Source organism: Marinobacter sp. C1S70, from assembly GCF_000475355.1.
Lineage (GTDB): Bacteria > Pseudomonadota > Gammaproteobacteria > Pseudomonadales > Oleiphilaceae > Marinobacter > Marinobacter nauticus.
On the sequence record NZ_AXBW01000064.1, the window covers coordinates 1 to 15,509 of the forward strand.

Below are 15,509 nucleotides of genomic sequence, written 5' to 3' on the forward strand. Positions count from 1 at the left end.
GTGACATACACGAGTCAGGGCGGCTGTAAGAGTGGTCTTACCATGGTCAACGTGACCGATGGTGCCCACGTTTACGTGCGGCTTGTTACGCTCAAACTTTGCTTTGGACACGGTTACACCTCTTCCTGTTTCTTAAGTCCTGGGATCAACCCTTTTTAATGATCGCTTCGGCAATGTTCGAAGGAGCTTCCGCATAGCGGGAGAACTCCATCGCATAAGACGCCCGGCCCTGTGTTGCAGAACGCAGGTCGGTGGCGTAACCGAACATCTCCGACAACGGAACTTCTGCACGGATGACCTTGCCCGCAGGGCTCTCATCCATACCCTGCACGAGGCCGCGACGACGGTTCAGGTCGCCAACAACGTCACCCATGTAATCTTCAGGGGTAACAACCTCAACCTTCATGATCGGCTCAAGAAGGGCAGGATTTGCTTCGAGGGCGCCTTTCTTCATCGCCATGGAGCCAGCGATTTTGAACGCCATTTCGTTGGAGTCGACGTCGTGGTAGGAACCATCGTACAGCGTCGCCTTGATACCCAGCAGCGGATAGCCGGCCAGACAGCCGTTCTGCATCTGCTCCTCGATACCCTGCTGAACCGCCGGAATGTATTCCTTGGGAACCACACCACCAACGATCTCGTTCACAAAGATAAAGTTTTCGCCATCTTCATCATCCAGAGGCAGCGGCTCCAACTTCACTTTTACGTGACCGTACTGGCCGCGACCACCAGACTGACGAACGAATTTACCTTCAACGTCAACCGGCTTACGGATGCATTCACGATAAGCGACCTGAGGCTTACCGATGTTGGCCTCAACCTTGAACTCGCGACGCATACGGTCAACGATGATGTCCAGGTGAAGCTCACCCATACCAGAGATGATGGTCTGACCGGACTCTTCGTCGGTGCGAACACGGAACGAAGGATCTTCCTGGGCCAGCTTGCCCAGCGCCACACCCATCTTCTCCTGGTCTGCCTTGGACTTCGGCTCAACCGCCACAGAGATAACCGGCTCAGGGAACTCCATGCGCTCCAGAACAATCTTGTTGTTCTCGTCACACAGGGTGTCACCGGTGGTCACGTTCTTCAGACCGATTGCAGCAGCGATGTCGCCCGCCAGAACTTCCTTGATCTCTTCACGGTCGTTGGCGTGCATCTGAACCATACGGCCCACACGCTCTTTCTTGCCTTTAACCGAGTTGAACACAGCATTACCGGATTCCAGTTTACCGGAGTAAACACGGAAGAAGGTCAGCGTGCCCACGAACGGGTCGGTGGCGATCTTGAACGCCAGAGCAGCGAACGGCGCATCGTCGTCAACCGGACGAGTCTCTTCTGTACCTTCGTCGTCAACCTCACCGCGGATGGCTTTAACCTCATCCGGAGCCGGCAGGAATTCGATAACGGCATCAAGTACCGCCTGCACACCCTTGTTCTTGAACGCGGAACCACAGGTCGCCAGAACGATTTCGTTGGCGATGGTACGATCGCGCAGACCTTTCTTGATCTCTTCGTAGGTCAGCTCTTCGCCTTCCAGATACTTATCCATGTACTCTTCGTTGGCTTCGGCAGCAGCTTCAATCATCTGCTCGCGAGCCTTCTCGGCTTCAGCCTTCATGGATTCCGGAATGTCGCGAAGCTCGTAGGTCATGCCCTGGTCAGCTTCGTTCCAGTAGATGGCCTTCATGCGCAGCAGGTCAACGATGCCTTCGAAATCGTCTTCCGCGCCAATCGGCAGCTGGATGGGCACAGTGGTCGCGCCCAGACGGTTACGGATCTGCTCAACAACGCGCATAAAGTTAGCGCCGGCACGGTCCATCTTGTTGACGAACACCATGCGCGGAACTTCATACTTGTTGGCCTGACGCCATACAGTCTCAGACTGCGGCTCAACACCAGAGGAACCACAGAACACAACCACGGCACCATCGAGAACCCGCAGAGAACGCTCTACTTCGATAGTGAAGTCAACGTGCCCCGGTGTGTCGATGATGTTGATGCGGTGCTCGGGGTATTGCTTGTCCATACCCTGCCAGAAGGTTGTAACAGCGGCAGACGTGATGGTGATACCACGCTCCTGCTCCTGCTCCATCCAGTCTGTAGTGGAAGCGCCGTCATGGGTTTCACCCATTTTGTGACTACGACCGGTGTAGTAAAGAATACGCTCGGTTGTAGTGGTCTTGCCCGCATCCACGTGCGCACAGATACCAATGTTTCTGTAACGTTTGATAGGAGTCTTGCGTGCCACGATATAAACCTCGGCTTGTTAGAAACGGAAGTGAGAGAATGCTTTGTTGGCTTCTGCCATACGATGCACGTCTTCGCGCTTCTTCACCGCAGCACCTTTGCTGTCTGCCGCGTCAAGAATTTCGCCGGCCAGACGTTGCGCCATGGACTTCTCACCACGCTTCCGTGAGTATTCGACGAGCCAGCGCATAGCCAGCGCGTTCTGACGGGAAGGCCGTACTTCTACAGGCACCTGGTAAGTAGCGCCACCCACGCGACGGGATTTTACTTCCACCATCGGCTGGATGTTCTCCAGGGCCTTCTCGAACATTTCGATCGGCTCTTCCTTGGATTTCTCGGCAACAATATCGAGCGCGCCATAAACAATGCGCTCTGCAACAGACTTCTTACCGCTTTCCATCACGTGGTTGATGAACTTGGCAAGACGTGCACTGCCGAATTTCGGATCGGGAATGATTTCCCGCTTAGCTGCAACTCTTCTTCTAGGCATCGATAAGCCCTTATATATCTAAAAGGTCTTCAGGAACCCCTGAGATAGCTATCTGCTACTCAGCCTTACTCTTACCGTTCTGACAAGCAACGATAAAAGACACCCGCTCGGGACATCAGGACTTGGGTCGTTTTGCACCGTACTTGGAGCGGCCCTGCTTACGGTTCTGTACACCCTGGGTGTCCAAAGTACCGCGAACAGTGTGATAGCGCACACCCGGAAGGTCTTTTACTCGACCGCCACGGATCAGCACAACACTGTGCTCCTGAAGGTTGTGACCTTCACCACCAATGTATGAGGAAACCTCGTAGCCGTTAGTCAGGCGAACACGGCACACTTTACGCAGTGCTGAGTTCGGCTTCTTCGGCGTAGTGGTGTATACACGAGTGCACACACCACGGCGCTGAGGGCAAGCCTGGAGCGCGGGAACGTCGCTCTTGGCTACCTTGCGCTTACGAGGCTTACGCACCAACTGATTAATCGTTGCCATGTAAGCAAACTCCAAAAAAACCATACCAATGAAACTTACCCCCAATGCAGGGGGTAAAATTTAAGGGACGCAAGTTTAAGCTTGCGCCCCGAGCCAGTCAAGATGACTGATCTCTTTTTAACCACCCTGGAGGTAGGTATCTACCCCGAGGGTGGCGCGCTCGAACTCAGCTTTCGCGGTTAAGTTCGGCGCTCAGAGCTTCTTCAACATCGGCCGCAGTCACGCCCTGCTCTTCCAGGTCACGCTTGCGACGGCGCTCGTTGTGATAGGCAAGCCCTGTACCGGCCGGAATCAGACGCCCTACCACCACGTTTTCCTTCAGACCGCGCAGGTAGTCCCGCTTGCCAGTCACCGCACCCTCGGTCAGAACCCGGGTGGTTTCCTGGAACGAGGCCGCAGAGATGAAGGACTCGGTCGCCAGCGATGCCTTGGTGATACCAAGCAGCAGACGCTCGAAGCGTGCAGGCTCTTTGTCTGCCGCATTCGCCTTCTCGTTCTCTTCCATCACCTGGGTAATTTCTACCTGGTCGCCCGACAGCAGCGTGGTATCACCCGGATCGGTGATTTCGACCTTGCGCAGCATCTGGCGAACGATAACCTCGATATGTTTATCGTTGATGACAACGCCCTGCAGACGGTACACGTCCTGGATTTCGTTGGTGATGTACTTGGCCAGCTCGACCACACCCAGCAGACGCAGGATGTCGTGCGGGTTCGACGGACCATCCGAGATCACCTCACCCTTTTCAACGGTTTCACCTTCGAACACGTTGAGCTGACGATGCTTCGGAATCAGAACCTCATAGGCATCATCATCCTTCGGCGTGATCACCAGGCGCTTCTTGCCTTTGGTCTCTTTACCGAAGGAAACCACCCCGCTGATCTCCGCGAGGATCGCGGACTCTTTCGGACGACGGGCCTCGAACAGGTCGGCAACCCGAGGCAGACCACCGGTGATGTCCCGGGTCTTCGAGCTTTCCTGCGGAATACGGGCGACCACATCACCCAGCTCGATCTTGGCACCATTCGCCATGGTTACCAGAGCGTTGGCCGGCAGGAAGAAGATCGCGGTACCGCCCCCGGGCAGCTCCACTTCCTCTCCCGAGTCGTCGACCAGCTGAATGGCCGGACGAATGTCCTTACCCGCAGCCGGACGCTCTTTCGGGTCAATCACTTCCATCGTGGACAGACCGGTCAGCTCGTCAGCCTGGGTACGGACAGTAATGCCCTCTTCCATGTTGACGAACTTGGCGGTGCCCTTCGCTTCCGCGATGATCGGGTGCGTGTGCGGATCCCACTTGGCAACCACAACACCGGCTTCTACCTGATCACCGTTCTTCACAGACAGCACGGCACCGTACGGCAGTTTGTACCACTCGCGCTCACGCCCCTGCTCATCGGCAATGGCCAGCGCGGAGGAACGGGATACCACCACCAGCGAACCGTCGGTTTTCTCGATCGACTTCAGGTTGTGCAGGCGTACCGTACCACCATGCTTCACCTGGATATTGTCTACCGCAGACGCCCGGCTCGCGGCACCACCAATGTGGAAGGTACGCATGGTCAGCTGGGTACCAGGCTCACCGATGGACTGGGCAGCGATAACACCTACCGCTTCGCCCACGTTCACCTGGTGGCCACGGGCCAGATCACGGCCGTAACACTTGGAACAGATGCCGTGACGGGTCTCACAGGTAATCGCAGAACGTACCCAGATTTCGTCTACACCCGCGCGCTCAACCATTTCGACGGTCTTCTCGTCGAGCAGTGTGCCCGCAGGAACAACGGCGTTGTCCTTGTCAGTCGGCGTGAACACATCGCGAGCCGTCACACGACCCAGAACCCGGTCGCCCAGCGGCACAACCACGTCGCCGCCTTCGATGTGCGGCGTCATCAGCAGACCTTCATCGGTACCACAGTCTTCCTCGGTCACCACCAGATCCTGAGACACGTCAACCAGACGGCGGGTCAGGTAACCGGAGTTCGCGGTCTTCAGTGCGGTATCCGCCAGACCTTTACGAGCACCGTGCGTCGAGATGAAGTACTGGAGTACGTTCAGACCTTCACGGAAGTTGGCCGTAATCGGCGTTTCGATGATGGAACCATCCGGCTTGGCCATCAGACCACGCATACCGGACAGCTGACGGATCTGGGCGGCGGAACCCCGCGCACCGGAGTCGGCCATCATGTAGACGGAGTTGAAGGACTCCTGCATCAGGTCTTCACCGTCTTCGCCCTTCACTGGCTGGCCATCAGGACCAATAACCTGTTCTTTGGACAGACGCTCCATCATTGCCTTGGACACTTTGTCGTTGGCACGGGACCAGATGTCGATCACCTTGTTGTACTTCTCACCCTGGGTCAGAAGACCGGATGCGTACTGGTTTTCGATGTCTTTTACTTCGTCGGAGGCTGCATCCACCAGCTCGTACTTCTCCGGCGGAATCTCGAAATCGTTAAAGCCGATCGAGATACCGGAACGGGTTGCGTAGTGGTAACCCATGTACATCAACTGGTCAGCGAAGATGACCGTGTCTTTCAGACCAGCATCCCGGTAACAGGTGTTGATCAGGTTGGAAATCGCCTTCTTCACCATCGGCTTGTTGACGATCTCGAACGGCAGGCCGTCCGGCACGATATCGTAAAGCAGAGCGCGACCAACGGTGGTATCGACAATGCGGAAGCTCTCGGTACGATTACCGTCTTCGTCAACCGCAACTTCCTTGACCCGAACCTTAACCTTCGCCTGCAGGTCAACCTGACCGGCACCGTAAGCGCGATGGGCTTCCTTGACGTCAGCAAAGACCATACCTTCACCCAGAGCGGCGTGACGCTCACGGGTCATGTAGTACAGTCCCAGTACCACGTCCTGAGACGGTACGATGATGGGCTCGCCGTTGGCGGGCGACAACACGTTGTTGGTAGACATCATCAACGCGCGGGCTTCGAGCTGGGCTTCCAGAGTCAGCGGTACGTGTACCGCCATCTGGTCACCATCGAAGTCAGCGTTGTAGGCCGCACACACCAGCGGGTGCAGCTGAATGGCCTTACCTTCGATCAGAACCGGCTCGAACGCCTGGATACCCAGACGGTGCAGGGTCGGCGCACGGTTCAGCAGGATCGGATGCTCACGGATGACCTCATCCAGGATATCCCAGACCACGCCTTCCTCACGCTCGACCATTTTCTTGGCGGCCTTGATCGTGGTCGCCAGTCCGCGGTGCTCAAGCTTTGAGAAAATGAACGGTTTGAACAGCTCCAGAGCCATTTTCTTCGGCAGACCGCACTGATGCAGGCGCAGGTACGGACCTACCACGATCACCGAACGGCCGGAGTAGTCAACACGCTTACCCAGCAGGTTCTGACGGAAACGACCCTGCTTACCCTTGATCATGTCAGCCAGGGACTTCAGCGGGCGCTTGTTGGTGCCGGTGATGGCACGGCCACGACGGCCATTATCCAGCAGGGCATCCACAGCTTCCTGCAGCATCCGCTTCTCGTTACGCACGATGATGTCCGGAGCATTCAGCTCCAAAAGGCGCTTGAGACGGTTGTTCCGGTTGATCACCCGACGGTACAGGTCGTTCAGGTCGGAAGTGGCAAAACGGCCACCATCCAGCGGAACCAGCGGGCGCAGGTCCGGCGGAAGAACCGGCAGCACGGTCATGACCATGTCGCCGGGCTTGTTACCGGAATACAGGAACGCTTCCAGAATTTTCAGGCGCTTGCTGAATTTCTTGATCTTGGTTTCGGAGTTGGTCTGCGGAATTTCTTCGCGCAGCGCGTCAACTTCAGCCTGCAGATCGATGTCTTCCAGCAATTGCTTGACGGCTTCCGCACCCATGCGGGCGTCGAACTCGTCACCAAACTCTTCCAGGGCTTCGTAATACTGCTCATCGTTCAGCAGTTGGCCCTTCTCCAGAGTGGTCATGCCCGGATCGATAACAATAAAGCTCTCGAAATACAGAACCCGCTCGATATCACGCAGGGTCATGTCCAGCATCAGACCGATGCGGGACGGCAGCGACTTCAGGAACCAGATATGGGCGACCGGGCTGGCCAGCTCAATATGGCCCATGCGCTCACGACGAACGCTCGCCAAGGCAACCTCGACACCACACTTTTCACAAATGACACCGCGGTGCTTGAGGCGCTTGTATTTTCCGCACAGACACTCGTAGTCCTTGATCGGGCCGAAGATCTTGGCACAGAAAAGACCGTCACGCTCCGGCTTGAAGGTACGGTAGTTAATGGTCTCAGGCTTTTTTACTTCGCCAAAAGACCAGGAACGAATCATGTCAGGCGACGCCAGGCCAATGCGGATGGCGTCGAATTCCTTGCTCTGATTCTGGCTCTTGAGAAGATTCAGCAAATCTTTCATCAGTTAAAGCTCCGGATGGCGTTAATCTCGGGCGGGCACACGGAGTGCCCGCTCACGCTGCCAAAAACAATTCGGCTCACTCGGATTCCAGCTCGATGTCGATACCCAACGAGCGGATTTCCTTGACAAGAACGTTGAAGGATTCAGGCATACCCGGCTCCATACGATGATCGCCATCGACAATGTTCTTGTACATCTTGGTCCGACCGTTTACGTCGTCAGACTTGACGGTGAGCATTTCCTGCAGGGTATAGGCGGCACCGTATGCCTCCAGAGCCCAGACTTCCATCTCACCGAAGCGCTGGCCACCGAACTGAGCCTTACCACCCAGCGGCTGCTGGGTAACCAGGCTGTAAGAGCCGGTAGAACGAGCGTGCATCTTGTCGTCGATCAGGTGGTTCAGCTTGAGAATGTACATATAGCCAACGGTTACCGGACGATCAAATGCATCGCCGGTACGGCCGTCATAGAGCTTGGTCTGACCGGTAGTATCCAGGCCAGCCAACTCAAGCATTCTCTTCACCTCGGCTTCCTTGGCACCATCGAAGACCGGTGTTGCCATGGGAACGCCACCACGCAGGTTGTTGCACAGCTCGAAAATCTCTTTGTCAGTCAGACTGTCAAGGTCAACCTTGAACACTTCGTCCGAATGATTGTAGATCTCGTCCAGCAACTTGCGAAGCTCAGCCACCTTGCGCTGCTCATCAAGCATGCGGCTGATCCGCTCACCCAGGCCTTTCGCCGCAGCACCCAGATGAGTTTCAAGCACCTGACCAACGTTCATCCGCGACGGTACACCGAGCGGGTTCAGAACGATATCGACGGTATTGCCAAACTCGTCGTAGGGCATGTCTTCAATCGGCATAACCGCAGAGATAACACCCTTGTTACCATGACGGCCAGCCATCTTGTCGCCCGGCTGAATACGACGCTTGATTGCCAGGTAAACCTTAACAATCTTGAGTACGCCAGGAGCCAGATCGTCGCCCTGTTGAAGCTTGCCCTTCTTGTCGTCAAAGCGAGCTTCGTGCTCTTTCTTGCGATCCTCGAGGCCCTGCTCGGACTTCTCCAGCAACTCGTTCAAAGCTTCGTCTTTCATGCGCAGCTTGAACCAGTCGGCTCGCGGCAGTTCCGCCAGGTAGGCTTCGTCCAGCTTCGCGCCCTTCTTGAGACCTGGACCACTGATCACTTCCTGACCTTTCAGAGCGGCCATCAGACGCTCGAACGTCGCACCTTCAACAATGCGGTACTCGTCTTTCAGGTCCTTACGATACTTGTCCAGCTGCTCTTTCTCGATCGAAAGCGCACGGGCATCTTTTTCGATACCGTCACGGGTGAAGACCTGAACGTCAATGACCGTACCACGGGTACCGGTCGGCACACGCTGAGAAGTGTCCTTAACGTCAGAGGCTTTTTCACCAAAGATGGCACGCAGCAGCTTTTCTTCCGGGGTCAGCTGGGTTTCGCCTTTCGGCGTCACCTTGCCAACCAGAATGTCGCCGGGGCCAACTTCCGCACCAATGTAGACAATGCCAGACTCATCCAGCTTGGACAGTGCGCTTTCACCCACGTTCGGAATATCTGCGGTGATTTCTTCGCTGCCCAGCTTGGTATCACGAGCCACACAGGTCAGTTCCTGAATGTGGATGGTGGTCAGACGGTCTTCCTGAACCACTTTCTCGGAGATGAGAATGGAGTCCTCAAAGTTGTAACCGTTCCAGGGCATGAACGCGATGCGCATGTTCTGACCCAGAGCCAGCTCACCCAGATCCACAGATGGACCATCCGCCAGCACATCGCCACGGGCAATCACGTCACCCTGACGCACGATAGAACGCTGGTTGATACAGGTATTCTGGTTGGAGCGGGTGTACTTGGTGAGGTTATAGATATCCACACCTGCATCACCGGCTTCGGTTTCTTCGTTGTTGACGCGAACCACGATACGGGCTGCATCCACGCTTTCGATCACGCCGCCGCGACGTGCGGTTACACACACGCCAGAGTCCTGAGCCACCGTGCGCTCAACACCGGTACCCACCAGCGGCACCTGCGACTTCAGTGTCGGCACCGCCTGACGCTGCATGTTCGCACCCATCAGGGCCCGGTTGGCATCGTCGTGCTCCAGGAACGGGATCAGAGACGCCGCGACCGACACAACCTGGCGCGGAGATACGTCCATGAAGTTAACCGCTTCCGGAGGCGCAACGGTAAATTCGTTCTGGTGACGCACCGTAACCAGCTCATCAGTCAGACGCTTGCCTTCATCAGTAGCAGCGCTGGCCTGGGCGATCACGTAGTTGCTCTCTTCAATCGCAGAGAGGTAAACCACCTCGTCGGTCACCACACCATCGACCACCTTCCGGTACGGACTCTCAAGGAAGCCGTAGGAGTTGGACCGGGCGTAGGTTGCCAGCGAGTTGATCAGACCGATGTTCGGGCCTTCCGGAGTCTCGATCGGGCACACACGGCCGTAGTGGGTCGGATGTACGTCACGGACTTCGAAGCCGGCGCGTTCACGGGTCAGACCACCTGGGCCCAACGCGGAAATACGACGCTTGTGAGTAACCTCGGACAGCGGGTTGTTCTGATCCATGAACTGGGACAGCTGGCTGGAGCCAAAGAACTCTTTCACAGCGGCCGCAACCGGCTTGGCGTTGATCAGATCCTGCGGCATCAGGCCTTCGCTTTCGGCGAGACTCAGACGCTCACGCACCGCACGCTCAACACGCACCAGACCAACACGGAACTGGTTTTCGGCCATTTCACCCACGCAACGCACACGACGGTTGCCCAGGTTATCAATGTCGTCCACCTGGCCCTGGCCGTTACGGATGGCAATCAAGGTCTTCAGTACGTCGATGATATCGTCGTGCGTCAGCGTGCCTTCGCCGGTGCTTTCTTCCCGGCCCAGGCGACGATTCAACTTCATCCGGCCAACGGCGGACAGATCGTAACGCTCTTCGGAGAAGAACAGGTTGTTAAACAGATTCTCCGCAGATTCCTTGGTAGGCGGCTCGCCCGGGCGCATCATGCGGTAGATTTCCACCAACGCTTCGAGCGGGGTGCGGGTCGGGTCGATACGCAGGGTATCCGACATGAACGGACCGCAATCCAGGTCGTTGGTGTACAGGGTTTCAATGTCTTTAACACCGGCATCAAGGATCTTGGTAACCACTTCCTCGGTCAGTTCGGTGTTGCATTCTACCAGCACTTCGCCGGTAGACTGATCGATCATGTCCTTGGCCAGGACACGACCGTAGAGATACTCGGTCGGCACTTCCAGCTCGGTGATACCGGCTTTTTCCAGCTGCTTGATGTGACGGGCAGTTATCCGGCGACCTTCTTCAACAATCACGTTGCCGTCATTGTCTTTGATGTCGAAGGTTGCGATATCGCCCCGCAGACGGCTTGGTACCAGCTCCAGCTTGCACACTTCCGCGCCCAGGCTGAACTTACTGGTTTCAAAGAACATCTCGAGCATTTGCTCGGAGGTATAGCCCAGACCGCGCAACAGGATTGAGGCTGGCAGCTTACGACGACGGTCGATACGAACGAACACAGAATCCTTCGGATCGAACTCGAAGTCGAGCCAGGAGCCACGGTAAGGAATCACCCGGGCTGAGTACAACAGCTTGCCGGAGGAATGGGTCTTACCCTTGTCGTGATCGAAGAACACACCAGGTGAACGGTGGAGCTGGGAAACAATAACACGCTCGGTACCGTTAACAACAAAGGTACCGTTCTCGGTCATCAGGGGCATTTCGCCCATGTAGACTTCTTGCTCTTTGATGTCCTTGATCGCCTTGTTGGACGATTCCTTATCATAAATGATCAGGCGGACCTTCACCCGTAGCGGCGCGGCGTAAGTTACGCCCCTGAGCTGACATTCCTTGACGTCAAAGACTGGCTCGCCGATTCGGTAGCTCACATACTCGAGCGCGGCGTTGCCAGAATAACTGACGATCGGGAATACGGATTTGAATGCTGCATGAAGACCAGTTTCCCGGCGGTCTTCAGGCGCAGTTTCCATTTGGAGGTAGTCCCGGAACGAATCCAGCTGAATTGACAGCAAATAGGGGACTTCCATCACGGAAGGCAATTTACTAAAGTCTTTGCGAATCCGCTTTTTCTCAGTGTAGGAGTAAGTCATCTGCATTCCCCAGCTTTAGACCTGATACCTGGTATCAAGAAGCAATCAAATGTTCTGCTTCGGGGCCGAGTTGCTCGGCTTATCGCGCCGTCTTGAACAAGACTCTGGCTGTAGGTTATAGATCTGACATCAACCTGCAATTGCACACCAGACTCTATAGCATATACAACAGAAAAAGGCCGGTGGCACGAAGCCACCAGCCCGTCCATGCTTAACGCACGGTGTCGATCAACAGCCGACTCTTACTTGAGCTCAACAGAAGCGCCTGCTTCCTCAAGCTTCTTCTTGGCTTCTTCAGCCTCGTCCTTGCTTGCGCCTTCCTTAACAGTAGAAGGTGCGCCGTCAACCATTTCCTTGGCTTCTTTCAGACCCAGGCCAGTCAGTTCACGAACGGCCTTGATAACGTTTACTTTCTTCTCGCCAGCGCCGGTCAGAACTACGTCGAACTCGGTCTTCTCTTCGGCGGCTTCGCCAGCAGCGGCAGCAGCCGGAGCGGCAGCAACAGCGGCAGCAGCAGAAACGTTAAACTTCTCTTCCATTGCTTCTACGAGCTCAACAACTTCCATTACGCTCATTTCAGCAATTGCATTCAAAATATCGTCTTTAGACAGAGCCATGACTTTCTCCCAAAAATGTAAAAAATGGTGTTCAACAGAATCAAGCAGCGTCTTGCTTCTGGTCCCGGACTGCAGCTACAACACGTGTGATCCTGCCCGGAATATCGTTCAGGGTACGTGCAAGCTTGGTAACTGGTGCCTGTGTAACAATGGCCAGCTTGGTCAACGCTTCGTGCAGCGTCGGCAGCGTAGCCAGGCGATCAATCTGTTCTGCACCCATCAGCTCACCGCCGACAGCCAGACCCTTGATTTCGAACGCCTCTTTCTCTTTGGCAAAATCCTTCAGCAGGCGCGCAGCGGCACCCGGATCTTCCATTGAGAAAGCCAGAATGGTCGGACCAACCAGCGCCGGATCAATGCACTCGAACTCGGTACCACGAATCGCGATCTTTGCCAGGTTGTTACGAACAACCTTCAGACGCACGTTTTCGGCACGAGCCTTGGCACGCAGCGCCGTCATGTCACCTGAGGTGACACCACGGTAGTCAGCCAAAACCACAGACAGAGCAGTACCAGCAGTCTCGTTGACTTCAGCGACGATCGCTTTCTTGTCTTCGAGTCTAATTGCCACTGGTTTTCTCCTCGATTTCGCCGGCTTATGCCAGCAAACCCATCTATGTCCCTCGCGGGACGCCTAACGGTGTTTGGGTTCAGAGAGAACGTCGTCACACCGTCTGCGCAGGCGTTGCTTTAACCCTTGAGGCGCCCTTCAAGAGGGCGCTGCGGGGGCCTGCGGTCTTTGACAGCCTTGGCTTCCGCCCAGACTACAAAGTAACTACCGTTCAGAGCCTCAGATGCTCAGAGTACCCTGATCGATAGTCAGGCCAGGACCCATCGTGGAAGAGATGGTGATCTTCTTGAGATACACACCCTTCGACGATGCAGGCTTGGCCTTTTTCAGATCTGCCACCAGAGCTTCAAGGTTTTCCTTGATGTTCTGCGCAGAGAATTCAACGTTACCCAGCGGAGCGTGGATAATGCCGTTTTTATCAGTACGGTAACGAACCTGACCGGCTTTGGCGTTCTTGACCGCAGTCTCAACGTCTGCAGTTACAGTACCAACCTTCGGGTTCGGCATCAGGCCGCGGGGACCCAGGATCTGGCCCAGCTGACCAACCACACGCATGGCATCCGGAGTGGCAATAACCACGTCGAAGTCCATATTGCCTTTCTTCACTTCGTCAGCCAGATCGTCCATACCTACCACGTCTGCGCCGGCAGCAGTGGCTTTCTCGGCATTGGCACCCTGAGTGAACACAGCTACACGAACAGTCTTGCCAGTACCGTGCGGCAGAACAGTGCTGCTACGTACGACCTGGTCAGATTTGCGCGCATCAACACCAAGGTTAACGGCTACGTCTACAGACTCTTTGAACTTGACGTTCTGGCCCAGCTCGGCCAACAGTGCTACCGCTTCATCAACCGAGTAGGCACGGGTAGAGTCTACTTTTTCACGAATCAGCTTCTGACGCTTGCTCAGCTTTGCCATCTTACAGACCCTCCACGTTCAGGCCCATGCTGCGGGCAGTTCCGGCAATGGTACGAACCGCTGCTTCCATATCGGCAGCAGTCAGATCCGGCTCTTTGGTCTTGGCAATTTCTTCCAGCTGAGCACGGGTTACCGTACCCACTTTGTCCGTGTTCGGACGACCGGAACCGCTCTTGATGCCAGCCGCTTTTTTCAGCAGCACCGGCGCCGGCGGGGTCTTGGTAATAAAGGTAAAGCTGCGATCACTGTATACAGTGATGACAGTCGGAATCGGCAAGCCCGGCTCCATGCCTTGAGTCTTGGCATTGAAGGCCTTACAGAATTCCATGATGTTTACGCCGCGCTGACCCAGGGCCGGACCAACGGGGGGACTCGGGTTGGCCTGACCGGCAGCAACCTGAAGCTTGATATAGGCTTCAATTTTCTTTGCCATGATAGTTCTCCTGTGGGTTCTGACGCCTTTCGGCTCCCCGTTTATATAACTGCCTTCAGCAGACACAAAAAGCCCGCGTCGCCGTGGCGCGCGAGCTCTCAGGTTTTCAGGCTACGCTCAGTCTTTCTCGACCTGACCAAACTCCAGCTCTACCGGAGTTGAACGGCCAAAGATCAGGACCGCAACCTTAACTCGACTCTTCTCGTAGTCGACTTCCTCAACAACGCCATTGAAGTCTGCAAACGGACCTTCAACAACGCGTACAATCTCACCCGGCTCGAACAAGGTCTTCGGCTTGGGCTTGTCAGCACCGCTTTCTACACGACGCAGGATTGCCTCAGCCTCGCGTTCGGTAATGGGTGCCGGCTTGTCCTTGGTACCACCAATGAAGCCGAGTACCCGAGGAGTATTCTTGACAAGATGCCATGAGGCATCATCCATTTCCATCTGGACCAATACGTACCCGGGATAGAACTTGCGCTCGCTCTTGCGCTTCTTGCCATCGCGCATTTCGACGACTTCCTCGGTCGGAACCAGGATCTCGCCAAACTTGTCTTCCATGCCTTCGAGCGCCACACGCTCCTTCAGAGTGCGCATTACGTGCTTTTCAAAGCCAGAATACGCATGAACGACGTACCAGCGTTTAGCCATTGCCCACTCCCGTTAGCCGATGAAGCCGGCGACCAGCCAGCTGATCAGCGAATCCATACCCCACAAGATCAGAGCCACAACCAGAACAAAGACCACAACAATAATCGTGGTCTGAACCAGCTCAGGCCTGGTGGGCCAGACGACTTTCCGGATCTCTACGCGTGCTTCCTTCAACAGGGTGGCAAAACGACGGCCACGCTCGGTCTGCAGCGCAACAAATGCAGCAACAAGACCCAGCCCAACAAGAGCCAGAACCCGATACAGCACAGACTCGGCACTGAAATACTGATTACCAACCACACCAACGGCAATCAGAACAAAAACAACCAGCCATTTCAGAGCATCGAAACGGCTGGTCGACTGAACGGCTTTTGACTCCATAGGAATCAGCTTATGTATCCGGATGTTGAAAAATGGCAGGCCAGGAGGGAATCGAACCCCCAACCTGCGGTTTTGGAGACCGCTGCTCTGCCAATTGAGCTACTGGCCTGCACCGAAACAACTCAGCGCAACAACAAACGAGTAACCCGAAGGTTACTCGATGATCTTGGCGAC

At 55.6% G+C, this 15,509-nt stretch carries 12 protein-coding genes and 1 tRNA gene; all 13 read right to left on the reverse strand.

Features of this window, described 5'->3' with window-relative positions:
• Window positions 1–111: GTP-binding protein (locus Q669_RS19415; RefSeq protein WP_227501124.1), on the reverse strand; the 111-nt coding region annotated here is incomplete at its 3' end.
• A gap of 34 nt (window positions 112–145) precedes the next feature.
• Window positions 146–2,251: an elongation factor G gene (gene fusA, locus Q669_RS15065; RefSeq protein WP_023011585.1), complete on the reverse strand. Its 2,106-nt coding sequence runs from the start codon at window positions 2,249–2,251 to the stop codon at window positions 146–148.
• Window positions 2,252–2,269: 18 nt separating this feature from the next.
• Window positions 2,270–2,740, reverse strand: coding sequence for a 30S ribosomal protein S7 (rpsG, locus tag Q669_RS15070; protein WP_011784243.1), 471 nt, complete (start codon window positions 2,738–2,740; stop codon window positions 2,270–2,272).
• A 115-nt stretch (window positions 2,741–2,855) separates the two neighbouring features.
• Entirely contained in the window at window positions 2,856–3,230 is a 375-nt protein-coding gene (rpsL, locus tag Q669_RS15075) for a 30S ribosomal protein S12 (protein WP_008174844.1), read from the reverse strand.
• Window positions 3,231–3,396: 166 nt separating this feature from the next.
• The gene (rpoC, locus tag Q669_RS15080; RefSeq protein WP_011784242.1) at window positions 3,397–7,611 is read right to left on the reverse strand and encodes a DNA-directed RNA polymerase subunit beta'; all 4,215 of its coding nucleotides are present in this window, start codon (window positions 7,609–7,611) and stop codon (window positions 3,397–3,399) included.
• Between the two features lie 76 nt (window positions 7,612–7,687).
• Entirely contained in the window at window positions 7,688–11,764 is a 4,077-nt protein-coding gene (rpoB, locus tag Q669_RS15085; protein ID WP_036149865.1) for a DNA-directed RNA polymerase subunit beta, read from the reverse strand.
• Window positions 11,765–12,006: 242 nt separating this feature from the next.
• Entirely contained in the window at window positions 12,007–12,381 is a 375-nt protein-coding gene (gene rplL / locus Q669_RS15090; protein WP_011784240.1) for a 50S ribosomal protein L7/L12, read from the reverse strand.
• Between the two features lie 40 nt (window positions 12,382–12,421).
• A complete protein-coding gene (gene rplJ, locus Q669_RS15095; RefSeq protein WP_014420483.1) occupies window positions 12,422–12,952 on the reverse strand; it encodes a 50S ribosomal protein L10 in 531 nt (176 codons plus the stop codon).
• Window positions 12,953–13,171: 219 nt separating this feature from the next.
• Complete coding sequence (rplA, locus tag Q669_RS15100; protein WP_011784238.1) at window positions 13,172–13,870, reverse strand: 50S ribosomal protein L1; 699 nt, start codon at window positions 13,868–13,870, stop codon at window positions 13,172–13,174.
• A gap of 1 nt (window position 13,871) precedes the next feature.
• Complete coding sequence (rplK, locus tag Q669_RS15105) at window positions 13,872–14,303, reverse strand: 50S ribosomal protein L11 (RefSeq protein WP_011784237.1); 432 nt, start codon at window positions 14,301–14,303, stop codon at window positions 13,872–13,874.
• Window positions 14,304–14,420: 117 nt separating this feature from the next.
• The gene (gene nusG / locus Q669_RS15110) at window positions 14,421–14,954 is read right to left on the reverse strand and encodes a transcription termination/antitermination protein NusG (RefSeq protein WP_011784236.1); all 534 of its coding nucleotides are present in this window, start codon (window positions 14,952–14,954) and stop codon (window positions 14,421–14,423) included.
• A 12-nt stretch (window positions 14,955–14,966) separates the two neighbouring features.
• On the reverse strand, window positions 14,967–15,335 hold the full coding sequence (gene secE / locus Q669_RS15115; RefSeq protein ID WP_011784235.1) for a preprotein translocase subunit SecE: 369 nt from the start codon (window positions 15,333–15,335) through the stop codon (window positions 14,967–14,969).
• Window positions 15,336–15,368: 33 nt separating this feature from the next.
• Window positions 15,369–15,444, reverse strand: a tRNA-Trp gene (locus Q669_RS15120).
• Window positions 15,445–15,509: the final 65 nt, after the last annotated feature.